The 17,686-nt window shown below is 67.9% G+C and carries 13 protein-coding genes; 5 read left to right on the top strand and 8 right to left on the bottom strand.

Annotation, left to right across the window (positions count from 1 at the left end; all coding sequences use genetic code 11):
- Nucleotides 1-163: 163 nt before the first annotated feature.
- Nucleotides 164-2,569 (bottom strand): hypothetical protein, encoded by a 2,406-nt coding sequence (locus NR798_RS02950; protein ID WP_375769862.1) that lies wholly within the window; start codon nucleotides 2,567-2,569, stop codon nucleotides 164-166.
- 45 nt (nucleotides 2,570-2,614) lie between these two features.
- Between NR798_RS02950 and NR798_RS02945 the strand changes: the two genes are divergently transcribed.
- Nucleotides 2,615-2,773 carry a hypothetical protein gene (locus NR798_RS02945; RefSeq protein ID WP_375769861.1) on the top strand — a complete coding sequence of 53 codons (159 nt, stop codon included), beginning with the start codon at nucleotides 2,615-2,617 and terminating at the stop codon, nucleotides 2,771-2,773.
- Between the two features lie 78 nt (nucleotides 2,774-2,851).
- Here the strand turns inward: NR798_RS02945 and NR798_RS02940 are convergent, their stop codons facing one another.
- The 3 genes from NR798_RS02940 to NR798_RS02930 all read right to left on the bottom strand — a co-directional run bounded on the left by NR798_RS02940 (nucleotide 2,852) and on the right by NR798_RS02930 (nucleotide 7,936).
- On the bottom strand, nucleotides 2,852-6,274 hold the full coding sequence (locus NR798_RS02940) for a hypothetical protein (RefSeq protein ID WP_375769860.1): 3,423 nt from the start codon (nucleotides 6,272-6,274) through the stop codon (nucleotides 2,852-2,854).
- A 98-nt stretch (nucleotides 6,275-6,372) separates the two neighbouring features.
- Nucleotides 6,373-6,912, bottom strand: coding sequence for a hypothetical protein (locus NR798_RS02935; RefSeq protein ID WP_375769859.1), 540 nt, complete (start codon nucleotides 6,910-6,912; stop codon nucleotides 6,373-6,375).
- Between the two features lie 37 nt (nucleotides 6,913-6,949).
- Nucleotides 6,950-7,936, bottom strand: coding sequence for a hypothetical protein (locus tag NR798_RS02930; RefSeq protein ID WP_375769858.1), 987 nt, complete (start codon nucleotides 7,934-7,936; stop codon nucleotides 6,950-6,952).
- Between the two features lie 268 nt (nucleotides 7,937-8,204).
- Here NR798_RS02930 and NR798_RS02925 point away from each other — a divergent pair, with 268 nt between their 5' ends.
- A complete protein-coding gene (locus NR798_RS02925; protein ID WP_375769857.1) occupies nucleotides 8,205-8,891 on the top strand; it encodes a suppressor of fused domain protein in 687 nt (228 codons plus the stop codon).
- An 87-nt stretch (nucleotides 8,892-8,978) separates the two neighbouring features.
- Here the strand turns inward: NR798_RS02925 and NR798_RS02920 are convergent, their stop codons facing one another.
- On the bottom strand, nucleotides 8,979-9,902 hold the full coding sequence (locus tag NR798_RS02920; protein WP_375769856.1) for a WD40/YVTN/BNR-like repeat-containing protein: 924 nt from the start codon (nucleotides 9,900-9,902) through the stop codon (nucleotides 8,979-8,981).
- Between the two features lie 51 nt (nucleotides 9,903-9,953).
- The gene (locus tag NR798_RS02915) at nucleotides 9,954-10,697 is read right to left on the bottom strand and encodes a hypothetical protein (RefSeq protein ID WP_375769855.1); all 744 of its coding nucleotides are present in this window, start codon (nucleotides 10,695-10,697) and stop codon (nucleotides 9,954-9,956) included.
- A gap of 220 nt (nucleotides 10,698-10,917) precedes the next feature.
- Between NR798_RS02915 and NR798_RS02910 the strand changes: the two genes are divergently transcribed.
- Together NR798_RS02910 and amrS are read left to right on the top strand one after the other, a co-directional pair.
- Entirely contained in the window at nucleotides 10,918-11,385 is a 468-nt protein-coding gene (locus tag NR798_RS02910) for a ferritin-like domain-containing protein (protein WP_375769854.1), read from the top strand.
- A gap of 165 nt (nucleotides 11,386-11,550) precedes the next feature.
- Nucleotides 11,551-12,624: an AmmeMemoRadiSam system radical SAM enzyme gene (gene amrS / locus NR798_RS02905; RefSeq protein WP_375769853.1), complete on the top strand. Its 1,074-nt coding sequence runs from the start codon at nucleotides 11,551-11,553 to the stop codon at nucleotides 12,622-12,624.
- Nucleotides 12,625-12,639: 15 nt separating this feature from the next.
- On the opposite strand, the gene NR798_RS02900 is transcribed toward amrS, so the two are convergent.
- Together NR798_RS02900 and NR798_RS02895 are read right to left on the bottom strand one after the other, a co-directional pair.
- On the bottom strand, nucleotides 12,640-13,971 hold the full coding sequence (locus tag NR798_RS02900; RefSeq protein ID WP_375769852.1) for a hypothetical protein: 1,332 nt from the start codon (nucleotides 13,969-13,971) through the stop codon (nucleotides 12,640-12,642).
- Nucleotides 13,972-14,131: 160 nt separating this feature from the next.
- Nucleotides 14,132-16,264: a M36 family metallopeptidase gene (locus NR798_RS02895; RefSeq protein ID WP_375769851.1), complete on the bottom strand. Its 2,133-nt coding sequence runs from the start codon at nucleotides 16,262-16,264 to the stop codon at nucleotides 14,132-14,134.
- A 336-nt stretch (nucleotides 16,265-16,600) separates the two neighbouring features.
- Between NR798_RS02895 and ligD the strand changes: the two genes are divergently transcribed.
- Nucleotides 16,601-17,665 carry a non-homologous end-joining DNA ligase gene (gene ligD / locus NR798_RS02890; RefSeq protein WP_375769850.1) on the top strand — a complete coding sequence of 355 codons (1,065 nt, stop codon included), beginning with the start codon at nucleotides 16,601-16,603 and terminating at the stop codon, nucleotides 17,663-17,665.
- Nucleotides 17,666-17,686: the final 21 nt, after the last annotated feature.

Below are 17,686 nucleotides of genomic sequence, written 5' to 3'. Positions count from 1 at the left end.
CGGGTGCCCACTCCGTGGAGCCTCTCCCGGGAGTTGGTGAAGTGCTGGCGCGCCTACCGCGGTGATGGAATGGCGCGTACCCAGGCCACGGCATTCCTGGGACTGCGGATCGCTCAACGCGCCTCGTATTGGGCGGGTTGGACCACGGGAGAGCTGAGCAGGCTCATGAAGTCCCTGCGCCGGGAATGAGGGGCTCGAACACCCGGAGGGAAACCGGATCCGCGCTCGCCGGCAACGTGAAGCGCGAGCGCCAGCCGTTCTCCCGCAGGATGTCGATGGCGCGCAGAGCCTCGCTGGCGGTCAGCCCACTGCGAAGCATGGCGAAGTAGATGTAGGCGAACTCATCCGCCAGCGAGGTGGCGAAGGTGATGGGGTCATCCGTATTGATCGACAGCAGCAGAGGCACCGACTCCCGTTCCGGCGCTACCATCGGAGGCGCCTGACCCAACGAGAGCGCGGGGTGGTCCTCCAGGCCCACCATGTTCGAGATCAGCAGGTTGCTCGAGGGGTTGGTCTCGATGGTGATCTCCTGGTCGCGCAGCAGGCTGCGAAGCCAGCGCCGGACATCCTCCAGGAAAGCCACCTCCCGCTCGTCTACCCGAACCTCCACGGGACGCTGCCCTCGCTGAAAGACACCGACGTCGGTGAGATGCTGCCAGACGAGCAGCAGGGAGCCATCACGTACACCCACCGGCTCCGTGCGACGGTAGGGGAAGCCGAGACGTGCGAGGACCTCGGGCTGGTGCCGGAGGCGGCGTGCCCGGATGAGTGTTTCGAGGGTGATGTCCTTCGAGGCATGGAGCTCCTGACCCAGTGCCAGGGCCTCGGTGCGCGTACGCTCGACACGTGCCCCGTTGGCTGGAAGCACTCCCGAGCCATATAGGTCCAGTTCCCAGAGCAAATCGTCCAGCCGTTCCTCCGCGGGCTGCACCACCCGGCGAGCCTGGTCCGCCCAGGATGCCGCATGGACACCGAGCACCAGGCCATGACCGATGCGGTCACCCGCGCGCATGACCCCGAAGTCGAAGAGTTCGTGGACACGGCGGAAGCCCTCCCCCAACCGGCGGAACTCCTCCCCGGCATGGTAGGTGACACGCAGCGGAGGAACGTTCCAGTGAGGCCGCTGGCGGCGGAGAAGCGCCGCCGTTTTCCTGGAAGCACCCCGAAGGCGTTGGATAAGAGGAAGGGTCACCCAGGTCGGAGTCGCCAACTCCGCGCTGGCCACATCCAATCCGCGGAGGATGAGCAACAGTTCGGGATGCTTCTCCAACGCGAACACGATGGCATCCGCCTGACGCCGCCGCTCCAGATACCAGGCGCCGAAGCGAAAGCCGGTGCTGCTGCCAGCGGGGTCCGCATGAAGCCGCGGCCGGTTGCCCCGTCCCTTCGGGTTCTCCCGTTCCTTGATGAAGTGGAGGATCAGCCCCCGCTGTGGCGGCCGCACCACCTCCCTGCGAGCGGGGCACGGCGGCCGGCGGGAGTGCCCGCTGCTCGCGAGCCGCCGGACCTCGTCTCGGATGGCGTACCATTGCTCGGAGGGCGAGGTGCGGACCTCCAGCGCACCGAGGTTCAGATCCTCGCTGTCGAGTTCGAGCGCGCTCTCATGGAGATGCAGGTCGAGCGGCCCCCTCAGCGCGGACAACCGTCGATAGTGCTTCTGGAACCAATCGAGCCCCGCGGTCCCAGGCTCCTCGACGAGGAAGGCATTGGCTTCGCACCGGACGCGCTGGTACTGCCAGAAGACGGTGGCGAACGCGGCATCCGCGCGCCCCTCGCCCAGCAGGTATGACAGCCCACGGCTGGTGAAGCGGATCTCGGGAACCGCCTCCCCCGGCAGGGCGGCGAACCATCGGGACAGCGGATCCCCCCGGTGGATGTCCTCCCGGCTCCTCGGTTGCCCGAGCGGGCTGCCAGCGAGCGCCCCATACAGCCGCTGGGACACGGCCAGGGGTTGCTCCACCGCTCCTGTGACGACCCTGCGGATGGCACGACGGCATTCCCGGTAGCAGTCTTCAGCTCCCAATGGCCAGGGAGCACGCTGAGAGAGCTGCTGCAGCCCCTCACCGCAGAACCAGGAGAAGTCCGGGAGGCCGCGCTCCCCGTCCCTTTGCCGCAAGAAGGCCGCGAGCAGCAACCGGACGGTCGCCGCGGAGAAGAGCATGGTGATGAAGCCGCGAGCCGAGCCGAAGGGGTAGTGCTCGTCACCCCGCATGCGAGCAACCGGAGGTACGTCCTTCTTGAACCAGCCCATCCAGAACGTCCAGAGCTGGGTGAAGGTGAAGGCAGCTCCCACGTGGAGATGCGTCTCCGCCACGGGGGCGTTCAGCACTTCCCGCAGGTGCGGTGTGCCCAGGCCCACGCTACTCCCTGGCGGATCGTCCGTACGGGTCGAATGGAGCGCTGCGATGAGCAGATCCGGCGGCAACCGGAGCGACTGCCAACGCCAGTGCGCCACACGCTCAGGCAGATCCGAACGCCCCCCGATGGATTCGCTTCGAAGGGCCAGCCGCTGCCCGTCACAGGAGAGGTAGCGTCCGGCCAGGGAGCGGAGGTAGACCGCGAGCGGCACGGTCTCTCCCGCCCGCGCCGCTCCATGCCCCTCTCCGAACCAGGAATGCTCACGAAGCCCGCGAAGGGTCTCCAGGGACCGGCCTTCCGCCCGGGTCCGGAGATGGAGTTCGAGTGCATCCGCGAGCCGTGCGGTGCTGGTATCGAGCACACCGACAGCGGAATGGCCGAGGTGCAAGATGCGCAGCTCGTAGGCGACCCGTGAGGCCACAGGCCAGGCTTCCGCTTCCGCCACGAGGCGTTGGTATCGATCGTCACCCGGCACTGTGTTTTGTCCTGTGCGTCATTTCCCGTCAGAGGGCTTTGGACGTCGGCCACCGCCCTCTTTTGGGAGCTGGAACGCGCCCACCCGAGTCACCCAGGGATGCCCCTTCAAGCCACGATCCAGCGACTCCAGCGCTGCCCGAGCCTTTGATTCGGGAATCCCCGCGTCCAGCATCCGCTGAAGCCGCAACTGATTCATCAGGGAGATGTCAGGGACCTCGGGTCGGGAACCAGGACCAAGGGCTATCAATATTCCCTCGGCGGCGTCGGTGCTCAAACCCGACTCAGGAGTAGCCAACAAGCTCAAACTTTCTAGCCCCACCTGCATGGCGCGGGCCCGCCTTCCATTGGCATGCTCCTTCTCCCCCTTGAGGTTATCCCGCCATTGTAGTGCGGCTTTTACCCAGTCCTCCTTGGTCTGGGATACACGGAGATGGGACCCCAGGCGGCCGCGTGTCTTGCATGTAAGAAAAGCATTGACGAGCCAGGAAGCGAGCGCATCGAGGATGAAGGTTTCGGAGGCACCCGGACGGGTCAGCAACCTGCCTTTCTTCAATACCTCCTTCCAGATCTCTTGAAGCTCCTCCCATTCCCAGAGCGAGGGCCATGGTATCGCTGGCCACGGTGCGAAGGTCCCCACCTCGGAGATTGTGACCTGGAGATGAGGCCACCACTCATTCGGAGGGGGCGGTCCCTTTTCGAGGTCATCCTGATCCGTCGCGTAGTCGAAGGCCAGCCGCAGCACAGGCTCCAGCCCCAGCGGTACCGATGGATCCAAGGACTTCTCTGGCCCTCGCTTGCTGAGATGGAAGCGAAGGTCAGGCTCGGCTCGCAACAGCCAGGAGCCCTTTGGCACCTGAGCCCACTGTGCTCGGATTCTGTCGTGCAGTTTCTGGCGCAACGGGGCATCCCTGATGCGCACCCGATCGCCGGACAACTCGACCTTCGGTTTCAGGTTCTTCCGGTTGCGTGCAACAACACACTCCTCCCAGAGAGCCACCACAGCGTAAGCCGCACCGCGACCGATGTCTCTGTACCCGTACACGACATTGCCGACCTGCCTCAAGACGTTCGACGCATTGAGCGCCAGCAGCCGTCTCCTCAACGTATTGACGTAGAGAATCAGCGACGTTTCACTAGTTCGCAGCCACTCTTCGGCAAAGGGAACACGGATGCTCGCCAGGGAAGCGTCGACCAGGCTTCTGATCGCCTCGTCTTTGTCACCCGAACGTAGGCGGGAGCGATGGCCAACACGGCGGATGAATGGATGACCGGGGAATTGGCTGTCGATTTCTCTTAGGAGGTTTTCCGGCGTTTCAGCCAGGAACGAAGTGCGATCCGTACTCCGCGCAAGGCCCCTTTGCACCGCCTGCGCCGCACGCTGGGCACGCGCCCGGAGTTGTATTTCCGAGACCTGCTTCCAGTCCCGGCCGTACGCGCTTGCAAGTGCCCCGAGGAGTTTCCTCGCGAATGCAGTTGAGGTCCCCGCTTCGGGAGTGGCGAGTTGGGCGGAATGCACCAAAACCCAGTCCTTCATGGCGGCCGCACGCTCAGAGGACTGGCTCTTCGATAGCTCGACTACGTTCTGTCCCCACTGAGTCCAGTCTGGTTCTTGTTTGGAGTCTCCCTCCTCAAGCGCGGAGCCCGTCGCGACCTGAACCACCAGTTGAAGGAAGCCCCACCCCAGCCGATCCAGACTCGAGGGACTATCAACCGGAACGGCCTTGAGCAGGCGCTTCCATCCCTTCACGAAGCGTTCGAATTCGATCAAGGAACTCCACGCCGGCATGACCCAACTGAACACCACCGCACGCTGATGACCAGCTCGAATCCATCTGACCTCCACGAAGGAGTCCCGCGCATCCTCTGGAACAATCGAGCCCTGGTACGAACCGTGTGCATCAGTATGCCCGAACTCGTGTGCCAGCAGGAAAGCGCCCACCACGCGTGGCGGCAGCTCAACTGCGTTCTCGCTGCCCCGCCCTGGCCCGAAGATCCGCAACCTACCGGGCTCGCTGACGGCGTACTCCCATTGAGGCTTGAGGGGTGTTGCCACCCAGAAAGCGCTCTCGCAGGTTGCCCTCAGGAGTGTCGACTTGACAACCAACAGCTTGTTCTCAGCCTCGAAACGTACCAACTCCTGCCAGGGCTCGACCTCGAAACCGGAAAGCCGTACGGCGTCCAGCGCCTTCTTCCAGATCCTGAACACGGCCCGCGCGGACATGGTGGTGACATCCCGCAGGTGAAGGATGGACTTCAACTCTTCCTGTATCGACAGGAGGCTGCGGAGCCGGTCCGGAAGGGCCGCGCGTATCTGCAAGCTCTCGTCGAAGAACGCCGCCAGATTCTGAACCCCCTGCGCGGTCAAGGACCCCTCTCCCCTGAGCACCGGAAATTGCTGGAGTGTCGTCCGGATGGGAGTGCGTTGTGGCAACAGTAACACCTCGTCCGGCTCGATCGGCGAGAGTGCACAACGCTGCCGCACGGGGATGATTTTCGTGTAGACGTCGGTGGCCAGTTGCCGTGCCCGGAGCAGGTCCCCCTTGCTCATCTTCGTCTCGAACTCGGCCCGCAGCTTGGCGATGAACAGGCTGCTATCCCCCGTGAGGAGGAATCCCAACCGCCGATGCCAGAGCTTGCGGATGAGCTCCAGCAACTCTCCAGAGCGATCCGGATTCATGTCCGCATCATCAATGGTCAGCAGGAAGAACGGCAGGCGGTTGCGCTCCCAGCGCCGCCATTGCTGGTAGTCGGAGACCAGCGCTTCCATGAACAGCCGGAAGCGGTGTATGGCATCGAGCCGCTGCAGTTCCCCGTGCTCCATCTCCACCGCATAGGACTCGGGATCCAGCCGGGCCTTCCGCTCCTTGAGATTGCCTCCCCAGCCAAAGGCCGCCGCACGGGCGAGCTCACGCCAGCGCCGGCGCGACGGCAGCTCTTGCGTATCCACCTCCTCCCAGGCTTCGGGGACCCTCTGGCGCGGCTCACCCTGATTGCCCTCGATGGCCTCCACCACGCGCTCGAGGTGCCCCAGGATGTAGAAGAGCAGGTTCGTGTCTTCTGGAAGCGGTTGGAGGTCGATCAACCCCACCGGGATGATGGAATGCCCCGAGTGGATATGACCCTTGAAATCCGCCACCACCTTCGATTCCGTGGCCGCATCCCGATAGGACTTCAACAACGTGAGAAGCAACAGGGACTTGCCCGAGCCACGCCGCCCATCGATCAGGACCACGTGGTTGTCCCGGATGGGGTCGATCTCCGGCAGATAGGAATGCCGGCTGCTGCTCTCCGGCTCTGGCAACCTGCTCTCGGACATCTCCGCAATGAGCCTGGCCGCCTTGACTCCGGCATCCCGCTGATCGCTAGTCAGTTGCTCGAACTCGAGCGGCGCGGCCTCACGGCGGAGATGCCCAGGCTCATCAGGATCGAAAGTGGTCATGGAGCGAAAGTACGAGCAGGTGTGCCTCGTTCTCGGCGAGGAGGCCCGTTGGACACTCCCGCCGAAGGTCTTTTGGAACCGCTGGCGTGGCGGCCCGCTCAGTAGCGCACGTCCAGGCTCGGCAGCAGCAGCTTCGCCTCGCCTTGGGCCTGGAGCGACTGGCCCAGGTCCAGGTGCACCACGGCGTGGCCCCGCTCGTTCAGGTACGCCAGCGGCGCCTCGAAGCGCAGCGGCGCCACCCGCGTATCGATGACTCCGCCGCCCGAGGCCGCCTCGTAGCCGCCGAAGTCGTCGAACGTCACCTCCACCTTCACCCGCTCCACGCCCTCGGGCACCAGGAAGAGGCCCACCAGGTGCGCCTGCTCCGCATTCGCGAGCTCCATCGGGAAGCGGGACTTGAGGCGCACCGGCAGCGCCTCGCCCGTCTCCGTGGTGACGGAGAGCCGGCGCACCTGTACCAGCGCCGAGTCATAGCCCGGGTTGTTCACCCCCTTGAGGCGCAGCTCGAAGCGCTGGCCCTGGGCGTCCGCGGGGAAGTCCGGGCGCGGGCCCGTGGCCTCCTGTGTCCGGGACGTCCCCCCGCAGCCCCCGAGCCCGAGCGCCACCGCTCCCAACACCGATAGCATCAGCTTCTTCATGGTGAGTGTTCTCCTGGAAGGTGTGAAGGAAGCGGCCCTACTGCCGGCCCGGCTCCAGCGGATCCACGGCGATGCTGGCCGCGTGCGCCGGCGTGGCCCGCCCCGCGTCGAAGCCCCCGGGCAGCGGCTGGCCCAGTCCCGCGTCGTTGTGGCGGCCCAGCTCCCGCCCCCGCCGCTCCAGCCCCTCGTCCCCCGTCGCGCCCCGCAGGGTGCGCAGCGCCTCGTCGAGCGCCCGGCCCCGCTGCTCACGGGCCCCGAAGAGCCGCTCGTTGCACGTGGCCACCAGCGCCTCGCGCGCCAGCTCGAAGCGCCGGGCATCCGCCTCGCTGCGCACCCCGCCGTTGCGGTCCAGGCCGGGGCTCGCCCACAACAGGCCCAGCGCCTGCTCCAGCGACTCCACCCGCGCCACGCCCAGGTCCATGCCGCCCCGCGCCAGGCACTGCCCCAGCGCCTGCTCGTGCACCTTGAAGAAGCCCGCGTTGCGCGAGGCCCCCGGCGCCACCGGGGCCGGCGGCTCCGCGCAGTACGGGTCATCCGGCGGACACGTCAGCTCGCAGTCCACGAAGGGCTCGCAGCAGGTGACGCGCGCGGCGCACTGCGTCTCGCCCAGGTCCCACTTCACCCGGAGCGCGCTGTCGAAGCTGTCATCCGCCCGGCCATCGCTCGCCGCCAGTGCATGGCAGGCCTCGGGCGTGTCCAGCTTCAGCTCGAAGGTGGCGCTGCGCGACTCCCCCACCCCCACCGCCATCGGCGTGGGGAACGGGGAGCCGAAGCCGTAGCGCGCCAGCAGCGGGTCCTCCACGAGGTTCGCCACCGACTCGCCCTTCGGGTGGACGTTCTTCAGCGTGTAGTGGAAGCGCAGCGTGGCCGGGAACTTCGTCACCCGGGGCGCCTCGCCCTGCGGAGCGCCCTGCCCCTCGCCCTTCACCTGGACGCGCTTCTCACAGGTGAACTCGTGAGCACCCGCCGCCCCCGCCCCTCCCAGCACCACGGCCATGGCCGCGGCCTTCCATCCCCTCTGCATGTCGCTCCTCCAGGTGTGGACCCGAGCGCCCTGGCTGCTCGTCCTCCCATTCCCCTTCACGACCCATACCGGGCGCCCAAGCACCCACTTCGTCCACCGGCGGTCGCCTCGTGGGTACAGCGTGCGACAGGGGTGCTTGCCTGCCTGCCCTGGGCTGGGAAGCGGTGCGCCACGGGGTGGGAAGGAGGTTACCCACCATGGGACCGAACAGTTCCCCACGAAGGAAATGTGAATCGCGAGGGAACAACCCGTTAGAGTCCTCCTCGCTATGAAAGCGCCTGAGACGGATGAGGCCTTCTGCCAGTGGTATGAGGACTGCTGGGCGGATCGAGACGAGGTGGAGTACCCGAAGCTCTTCGGGACCATCAGCGAAGAGGTCTACACGCTGGAGCAGACTGGTGCGTTGGAGGCCTGGCTCGAGAGCGAGCTGGCCGAGGTGAAGGAGCTGGATCCCAACTGGGGGGGCATGGGCGTGCGCGTGGCGCCGCCGAGTCCCGAGTACCCCTACTGGACGTACGTGACGAGCGGCCTGTCCAACCCCATCACGCTGGCCCCGGGAGAGGAAGTCGACGCCAACGCCCCCAGCGGCGTCGGGTACGAGATGGTCATCCACACCACCGAGGAGGCGAAGTGGCCGGTGCTGCGGCTACTGGACATGATGGCCTACAACCTGGTGTGCATGCGGGCCTTCGCGGTGGGGCACCGCTACCCGGTGGAGGGCACGCTGACGGGCGGTGAGTCCGAGCTCAACGGCTTCGTCTTCGTGACCGATCCCTCGCGCCCCTCGCACTTCCAGCTGGAGTCGGGGAAGGTGCAGCTGCTCACGCTGGTGGGCGTGACGAAGAACGAGATGGCCTTCTCGCGCTCCAACGGCATGGACCGGCTGATGGCGAAGCTGGTGGCCGCGGGCACCGGCTACATCACCCACCCGGAGCGCAAGCAGGTGCCGCTCTAGTCCCCACGCGTCCCTCCCACCTCCAGCCCCCTCTCCTCGCACGGGGAGAGGGGCGGGAGGGAGGGTCCGCCCGTCCGGGAGACCCGCTCAGCCCACGCGGCCGTAGATGCCGCCCCGCATGTCCACGCCGAGGCCCCACTCGCGGCCGGCGATGTCCAGCTGGGGCCCGAGCGGCAGCGAGTAGCTCGCCCACGTGCGCCCGCCGTCCTCGCTCACATGGAGCGCTGGATCCGCGCCCTTGGAAGGGTCCACGCCACGGGTGAGCAGGCGCAGCACGCCCTCGGTGGCCACGAGGCGCAGCGGCTCACGGCCCTGGGGCAGCGGCTCCAGCCAGCGCACCTCGGAGCCCTGGCGCTCGCCCACGCGGGCCTGGCCCTCCACCACCGCGGCCACGAAGGCCCCATCCACATCCACCACGCGCGAGGCGCCCACGTTCAGGTGGCTCCACGTGGCGCCCCCATCCGTGCTCACGGAGAGCGTCTTGCCCAGCAGGGCCACTCCGCCCTCCACGCGCCGCAGCCGCTCGGTGTGCGGGTTGCGCTCGCCCTCCAGTTCCAGCTCCATCCACGAGGCACCACCATCCATGGTGCGCCCCAGGAAGAAGGCGCCGAGCACCCAGAGCTCCTGCTCGCTGACGGCCAGCACCTGGCCGAGGCTCGGCGCGCCCACCAGCCCGCGCCCCTGCCACTGCTGGCCACCGTCGGTGGACACCAGCAGGTGGTAGTCCGAGCCCGAGCCCGAGGGCTTGAGCGAGCCGCCGATGGCGACGCCCAGCGTCCCGTGGCAGTCCAGGGCCTGAATCCAGCCGGGACCCTCCCAGGTCTTCGTCACGGAACCGGCGGCGGCGCGATGAATCTGGGCGCGGCGGGCCTTCATCCGCTCCAGCAGGCTGATGCCGGGCGGCTCCGCCACGGCGCCGATGAGCCCGAAGCCCTCTCGGCTCGTGGCCACCGCTCCGACCTTCAGTCCCTCGGACAGCTCTCCCAGCCTCTCCCAGTCTTTCTCCGGCACGCGTCAACCTCGGAAGCTCGAATCAGGGTGCGGAAGATGCCAGCCCTCGCGCTACCAGGGAAGTTTGGGCAGCTTGATGAGGTCGGTGAACGTGCTCTTGGCGTCCTTCCACGCCTCCTTCACGGTCTCCTTGGCCACGTCCGCCACGTCTCCGGGGCGCATCTTGCCCAGCGCGACGAAGATCTGACGGACGCCATCCTTGGTGAACAGGTCCTTGAGGTCCGGCGTGGTGCCGATCTTCAGCATGTCCTGGGCGGGCAGATCGTAGAGGCCGGACTGCACGTAGGCGTCCGGGTGCGAGTCGTAGGCGAACTTCTTGAAGGCCTCGGGGTCGCGCTCGAGCTGGGCGAAGCCGACCGGGTCCTCCATGCGCTTGGTCTCGATGGCCTCCTGGAGGGACTTGAGGCAGCGGTCGCGCCACTCGAGGCCCTGGGGGGTCAGGTCCTTGGGCCCGAGCTTGGAGAAGCGGTCGCAGTACTTCTGGCCGTACTCCAGGTAGTAGTCGGGCGGCTTCATGCCGGGGTTGCGGCGGACGAAGTCGTCGTAGCGCTTCTTGTAATAGTCCCGGGTGCCGGTGGGAATCTCGGCGGGGAGGTTGCGCGCGGCGTTGCTGCGGCCGGGGGTGAGGGCCCGAGCGGTGGCGCGGGTGGTGGTCTCGAAGGCGTCGGCGGAACGCGCCGGGGCCGCGGGCGAGGCGGTGGCCGGCGAGCGGACCGTGTTCTTCTGGGCGACCGTGGGCTCCGTCTGGGGAGCCTGGGTCCGGGTGGGAGGAATACCCGGGCGTTGGATTCTCATGATTTACGATTATCGCGACTTCCGTCAGGAAGTTTCCACCCGATCAGCACATTTACCGGGAGTGCGCTTCGAGGCGGTGGCGGAAGCGCCTCCCTGCTCGCCGGGCAAATGCACTTCCGGGAAGTAGGGAATTGTCCTCCAGGGCCCCTTGAGGCGCCTCGGCCGCCGCCCCAGGTTTGCGCGGCGTGGGAGTTCCCGCGTCACACAGGAGGAGGACGGCATGGCGGCGATGGATCTGAACAGGATGATCGAGCGGCTCAATGACCTCATTGCGCTCGATTACGACGCGGTGGGGGCGTACGAGGCGGCCATCAACCGCATCGACGTGGAGTCGCTGCGCATGAGCCTGCGGGGCTTCCAGGCGGACCATGAGCGCCACATCCAGGACCTGACCCAGGCGGTGGTGTCCCTGGGCGGCACGCCGCGGACGAAGCCGGATGCCAAGGGTTTCATCCTCAAGGGCTTCACGGCTGTGACGTCGATGATGGGCAACGAGGCCGCGCTCCAGGCGATGCGGGGCAACGAGCTGCTCACCAACCGCACCTACCGCATGGCGCTGGACGAGGAATGGAGTGATGAGACGCGCGCCATCATCGAGCGCAACTTCTCGGACGAGCAGCGGCACCTGGCCTTCATCGAGTCGGCGCTGCGCAACCGCCTCTGGGAGCAGACGACGATGCATCCGTAGGGTTCGCGGCGCGTCCGGAGTGAGGGCAGCCGGGATGGACACCTGTCCGCCCGGCGGCCCGGCCTGGAGCGCGTGGCGCCCCGAGCGGGACGGTTGCACGCTCTCCCGTGTGTTTCCCCATGTGCTGTGGAGAGGCGGGAAGCCCCGCCCCCCAGGGAGGGAGACATGCGAGAGAGCGAATATCCCGCGCGCTGGTGGCATGAGCTGGAGGACGGGCGCATCCAGTGCGACTTGTGCCCGCGCGACTGCAAGCTGCACGAGGGCCAGCGGGGCATGTGTTTCGTGCGCCAACGCACGGGCGACCGGATGACGCTGGCGACGTATGGGCGCTCGTCGGGGTTCTGCGTGGACCCCATCGAGAAGAAGCCGCTGGCGCACTTCCACCCGGGCAGCAGCGTGCTGTCGTTCGGGACCGCGGGGTGCAACCTGGCGTGCCGCTTCTGCCAGAACTGGGACATCTCCAAGTCGCGGGAGATGGACCGGCTCACCGACGAGGCGAGCCCCGAGGGAATCGCCCGGGCGGCGGAGGCGCACGGCTGCCGGAGCGTGGCCTTCACGTACAACGACCCCGTCATCTTCGCCGAGTACGCCATGGACGTGGCGGACGCGTGCCATGCGCGAGGCATCCAGACGGTGGCGGTGACGGCGGGGTACATGCACGCCGAGCCGCGCCGCGACTTCTACGCGAAGATGGACGCGGCGAACGTGGACCTGAAGGCGTTCACCGAGGACTTCTACTTCCAGCTCACGGCCGCGCACCTCAAGCCGGTGCTGGAGACGCTCGAGTACCTGCGGCACGAGACGAAGGTGTGGCTGGAGATCACCACGCTGCTGATTCCGGGGAAGAACGACTCGGACGCGGAAGTGGGGGCGATGAGCGAGTGGCTGCTGAAGCACCTGGGCCCGGACGTGCCGTTGTTCTTCACGGCGTTCCACCCGGACTACAAGCTGCGCGACCTCCCACCCACGCCCCCGGAGACGCTGAGACGGGCGAGGGAGATCGCACGCAAGGCGGGGCTGCGGTACGTGTACACGGGGAACACGCACGACCCGGCGGGCGAGACGACGCTGTGCCCGGACTGTGGCGGGGAGCTCATCGTGCGGGACTGGCACTCCCTCCTCTCGTACCGGCTGACGGAGGAGGGCCAGTGCCCGGACTGCGGCGCGAGGATTCCAGGCCACTTCGACGCGAAGCCGGGAGACTTCGGGCGCCGCCGCGTCCCCGTGGCGGTGGGGTGAGGGCGCTCCAGGGGTTCAAGGACTCCGGGGACAGGGAGGACTGGCGGGGCAGCGCCCGTCGACGTCCCGAGGCGTCGTCTGCGTGCAGCCAGACACCCGGGCGAAGCTGTTCGTCGCCAGGAAGCCCACCCCGTCGGAGCCGTTCCATCCCCGCAGGATGCCGTGCCCCGCGCTGTCCTCGATGCGCGAGTTGGCGATGAAGGGCGCGGCCGGTTGTTGGAAGACGAGGATGGCCGAGCTGACGTCGAACGAGCCGGGCAAGTAGTTGCAGCCGTAGCCCGAGCACTGGCAGGCGCCGCCGGCATAGCGGACCCAGACGGACTCCAGCCGGCTGTCCGGGCTCAGCCCGTCGAAGCGGATGCCCGCCCAGTCCCCCGCGGCCGGCGTGGCCTGGGCGGAGGTGAAGACGACGGGACGCGAGGCCGTGCCCGCGGCGATGAGCGCGCTGCGAGCGTCATACACGCGGAGCGTCGTCGCGGACTGGAAGCGCAGCTCGACGCCCGGTTCCACGGTGACGGTGGCCCGGGCGCTGGAGCTGCCCACCTGCAGCCCGTCCAGGACGTAGGGCACGCCCAGCGCTCTCACCGTGGCATCCACGCCCACGTAGGTGACGCTGGAGGACGCCACATTGGGGCTGACGAAGACGGTGTCCGAGCGATTGCCTGTATAGGTACCGGAGGGCAACGTGCCCAGGGCGTTGGGATTGATGGCCAGCGGCTCCGGGCGTGTGGCACTCCCCGAGTCGCGAATGACCAACGCCGTGGAGCCCTCGGCGAAGCCGCTCGTGCCATTGAGCACCACGCCCGGCCCTCGCGAGCCCTCGATGGTGACATGGTCCACGAAGAGCGGCCTCGGGCCGGGGAGCTCCGCGCCCGCGCTCACGCGCACGGTGGCCTCGGCGGACGAGGGGTTTCCACCGCCCGACAGCACCGTCCACGTCAGCCGCGCGGAGCCTCCGGTGTAGATGCGGAACTGGCCCCAGGGTTGGCTCGCATCCCGGGGCTCGAAGCGCACCGGACGCTCCTGCGTGCCCGCGGCCACGAGCGAGCCACCGCTGTCCAGCCCGATGGAACGTGCCGGGCCCATGCGCACCACGGTGCAGGGCTCCACCGTCACCACCGCGCGCACCAGCAGGTCCCCGACGACGACATGCGGGCTGGCGGCGGACCACGTCTCGGCAACGGAGACGGTGCCCTGGTGCTCGATGGGCGCGCCCGTGGGCGTGGCGCACGCGGGCTCGGACGGCCCCGCGTCCGGCGGGCCCGAGGGATCTCGTGGCTGGCAACCCGGCAGCACCCAGGCCATCACCCACAACGTCAGCGCACAGCTTCGCGAACAAGTGCTCATGGTTCGCCCCTCCTGTATCCCACTCCAGGAGTGAATCCAACCCATACGCGGAGGCAGCCGGGACGTCACACGCCGTGCCGTGCCGGAGCAGGGAGCTGAAAAAAAGGCGGGTGCCCGTCTCCGAGCACCCGCCTGGGTCTTCAACGAAGGATGCCGGGCCTTACGGGCAATCCGACGGCTTCACGAAGGACTCGGTGACCGACGGCACCGTCCCGCCCTTCGAGCGAACCATGGTCGCCTTCGCGCCGACACCGACACCGTACTTCGCGAACGCGTCCCACACCAGGCAGCGGTGCACGTTGCCGGCGTTGGCCACCGACTGCAGGATGCCATCGCGCATCTGCTCGAAGTTCGGCGCGGCCGGCGTGTAGTTCATGCCGTCCACCAGGTAGGTCAGCAGCGTGTCCTTGGACACGCCCGCGGCCTGGGCGTTGAGCCAGAGCTGCCAGCCGATCGCGCCGTACACCTCGCCATCGGTGTGGACCTCGGAGCCCGTCACGCTGGCGTAGGTGCGCGGGAAGTTGGTGTACGGCGCGCTGCGGATTCCCCGCTCGCTCGAGCCGGAGTACTCACCGACGCGATCGTCGTTGTTGATGATCACCGCCAGCACGTCGCTCATGCCCTCGCCGATGGCACCGGACATCGTGCCGCTCATCGAGCCGATCATGCGCCACGTCAGGCCGTGCCCGTACTCGTGGAAGACGACGTCGGAGTCCAGCGCGCAGTCACGCTGCAGCGGCGCCACCGCCGACTTGCGGATGGTGCCGTACACGCCGGTGACCGAGCGCAGCGTCGCGCCCGTCGTCTGCCCGACGAACACGGACGGGATGGTGATGGTGGTGTCCGCGCCACCCATCGTCATCACGCCATCGCCCTGGTTGTTGGCGACGATCGCGCCCTTGGCTCCCGCCAGCTGCGCGTTCTTCACCTTCACCGAGAACCCGCAGATGCCGCGGTCGATCAGCGCGATCTTCCCGGTGAGCGAGCCCGCCGGCATGGCCTCGCAGCCGTCGCTGGTGGTGCCCACGCCGTCATTGACGAGCACGATGTCACCGGTGAGGCCGGTGGTGGTGAGCGTGGGGCCAAACTCGCCGTCGCCCTGTGCCACGAAGTTGCCGGCGATGGACGTCGGCAGCTGCACGTTGACCTGGTGGGTGCCCACGCCCGTCCACAGGTACATCTGCATGCGCGGGTTCGAGCCGTCGGCCGGCGTCGAGAAGTTCGCGTTGTCGGTTCCGCTGCCGTCCTGCGCCTCGGCGTCCACCGAGTCGCTCCCCAGGCCGCCCTTGCCGAAGTTGTTCTCCTGGAAGTTCGGCGCCACCTCGTTGAAGCCGTAGCGGTAGAGCGCGTCGTGGATGTAGTTGTTCAAGTAGAACAGGTTCTGCACGGACATGTCGCGGTTGGCGTTGGTGGTGGGCGCCTGCGTCAGGTCCCCGATGGCGAGGAAGTCCCCGTTCGTCACCGAGGTGCCGCCCGTGTCCGGGGCGTTGTTCGCGTCCGTGTCCAGGTAGGCGCGGACGTTGTTGCCGGAGATCAGCCGCGTGGTGAGACCCGAGGTATTGAGCCAGCCGAGCGGCGACTGGGTGTTGCCCGCGCCCGGGCCGGTCACGATGGCCTGCGGGGTCTTCAGCGGATCGTTCGTGAAGACGTTGTACCGGTCGTTGTTGGTGCGCGACTCGACGGAGAGGACCCGGCCCTCGCCGCTGACCAGCGTGTGGTTGAGCTGGTTCGTCTTCGCCGTCCAGGTCTCCACCAGGAAGCCCGTGCGCAGCGTGCCGTTGGCGGCCACGTAGACCACGCGCTCGGCCGTCGGGCCGCGGTGGAAGAAGGCGCCACCCGCGAAGGAGACGGTGTTGCCCTCGCGCGACTGCTCCGCCGGCTGCGTGTCGCGCAGCTCGGGGTAGAGGTTGCGCAGCGCCAGGCCCACCGCGTCGGACTCGGACACGCGCGCCGAGACCACCGGGCCCGCGGCCGCCGTGCCGTCGATGAAGTGGATCAGCTCGCCATTGGCGTTCACCGCCGCCTTGGCATAGGCGCCGTGGACGCGCAGGCCGCCCACGTACTGCTCCAAGCGCACGTGGGTGATGTCACCCTGGCGCGCCTCGGTCGACCGGAGCGAGCCGACGGTCGCCTCGGAGGCTCCCCGCGAGCGCAGGAAGCCGGCCGCGATCGCGCTCGCACCGGAGCGCGAAGGCGCCGTCAGGGCGCGCTCCGAGCGGTACACCTGCGCACGCGTCTCCGCGAGCTCGTCACTCGAAGTGGGTGCGGCGCTGGCCACACTCGAGAACGTCACAAGTCCAATGACTGCATTGCGAAGGCGCATGGTTTCTCCCGATGAGCGCGATGTTCACGAAAACCGCGAACAACTCGCACTTTATAAGAAACCGAGAAACCGGGGTAAAGCCGCATTGCGTCATCCTGGAAACTTTTTTCCCGGAGTGGAAATCCGACGCCGCGGGGCAGGCCCAGGGGGGCGTCTGCGCGATGCGAAGGGGGACCCAGCCACGCCCTCACCGGCCACGGCGCTGGCGGGTGGGGCTCGCGCTCCCGGTGCCGCTCAGCCGCCGAGCCGCCGGACGCTCCCCGCTCACTCCGGTCACCCGTCCGGGTGGGAGTCTAACTTGTGGACATGTCCGACACGTTCACTCACCTGGAAGTCGCGGGTCGTCACGTGCGCATCAGCCGGCCGGAGAAGGTCTTCTTCTCCGCGCGCGGCGAGACGAAGCTCGACCTCATCGAGTACTACCTGGCCGTCGGTGAAGGCGTGCTTCGCGGCGTGCGCGAGCGCCCGTGTGCCCTCAAGCGCTACCCGGACGGTGCCGAAGGCGCCTTCTTCTTCCAGAAGCGGGTTCCGGCCGGCGCGCCCGAGTGGCTCCAAACCGCCGAGGTAACGTTTCCCAGCGGCCGGAGCGCGGACGAGCTGTGCCCGGTGGACCTGGCGCACGTCGTCTGGGCGGTGAACCTCGGCTGTCTGGACTTCAACCCGCATCCGGTACGGCGGAGCGACCTCTCGCATCCGGACGAGCTCCGCATCGACCTCGACCCGCAGCCGGGCGTGCGCTTTTCCAGCGTGCGAGAGGTCGCCCTATGCGTGCGCGAGGTGCTCGAGGAGCACGGGCTCGTGGGCTACCCGAAGACGTCCGGGTCGCGAGGCATGCACGTCTATGTCCGGCTCGCACCGCACTGGGACTTCCCCCAGGTCCGCCACGCGGCGCTCGCGCTCGCGCGGGAGGTGGAGCGGCGCATGCCGCGCAAGGCGACGAGCGCCTGGTGGAAGAAGGAGCGCGGCCGGCGGGTGTTCGTGGACTTCAACCAGAATGCGAAGGACAGGACCATCGCGTCCGTCTATTCCGTGCGGGCCAACCCCGAAGCGCGCGTGTCCTGCCCGCTGCGCTGGGACGAGGTCGCGGACGTGGAGCCCGAGGAGCTCACGCTCGCCACGGTGCCCCGGCGCTACAAGAAGCTCGGTGACGTCTGGGAAGAAATGGATGCGCGTGCCTTCGCGCTCGACAGCCTTCTCGAGCTCTTCGAGCAGCAGAAGGCCGCGGGGCTCGGTGAAGCCCCCTTCCCGCCGCACTTCGACAAGCAGCAGGACGAACCGCTCCGGGCACCGCCCCGGGAGGGCGCTCTCCGCGCGAAACCGGCGCTCGCGGCACGTGCGAAGCGGCAGCCACGTCGCGGCGGAAGCCGTTGAGCCGGACCGGGCGCCAGGGCC

It is taken from the genome of Archangium gephyra, from assembly GCF_042230915.1.
GTDB lineage: Bacteria > Myxococcota > Myxococcia > Myxococcales > Myxococcaceae > Archangium > Archangium gephyra_B.
This window is presented reverse-complemented; position numbering and strand designations above follow the sequence as displayed.

Excerpts from the sequence above, each read along its gene's own strand:
- NR798_RS02940 (WP_375769860.1), bottom strand. The coding sequence starts at position 6,274 with ATGACCACTTTCGATCCTGATGAGCCTGGGCATCTCCGCCGTGAGGCC.
- amrS (WP_375769853.1), top strand. The coding sequence starts at position 11,551 with ATGCGAGAGAGCGAATATCCCGCGCGCTGGTGGCATGAGCTGGAGGAC.
- NR798_RS02925 (WP_375769857.1), top strand. The coding sequence starts at position 8,205 with ATGAAAGCGCCTGAGACGGATGAGGCCTTCTGCCAGTGGTATGAGGAC.
- NR798_RS02900 (WP_375769852.1), bottom strand. The coding sequence starts at position 13,971 with ATGAGCACTTGTTCGCGAAGCTGTGCGCTGACGTTGTGGGTGATGGCC.
- NR798_RS02915 (WP_375769855.1), bottom strand. The coding sequence starts at position 10,697 with ATGAGAATCCAACGCCCGGGTATTCCTCCCACCCGGACCCAGGCTCCC.
- NR798_RS02945 (WP_375769861.1), top strand. The coding sequence starts at position 2,615 with ATGCTCACGAAGCCCGCGAAGGGTCTCCAGGGACCGGCCTTCCGCCCG.
- NR798_RS02935 (WP_375769859.1), bottom strand. The coding sequence starts at position 6,912 with ATGAAGAAGCTGATGCTATCGGTGTTGGGAGCGGTGGCGCTCGGGCTC.
- NR798_RS02910 (WP_375769854.1), top strand. The coding sequence starts at position 10,918 with ATGGCGGCGATGGATCTGAACAGGATGATCGAGCGGCTCAATGACCTC.
- ligD (WP_375769850.1), top strand. The coding sequence starts at position 16,601 with ATGTCCGACACGTTCACTCACCTGGAAGTCGCGGGTCGTCACGTGCGC.
- NR798_RS02930 (WP_375769858.1), bottom strand. The coding sequence starts at position 7,936 with ATGCAGAGGGGATGGAAGGCCGCGGCCATGGCCGTGGTGCTGGGAGGG.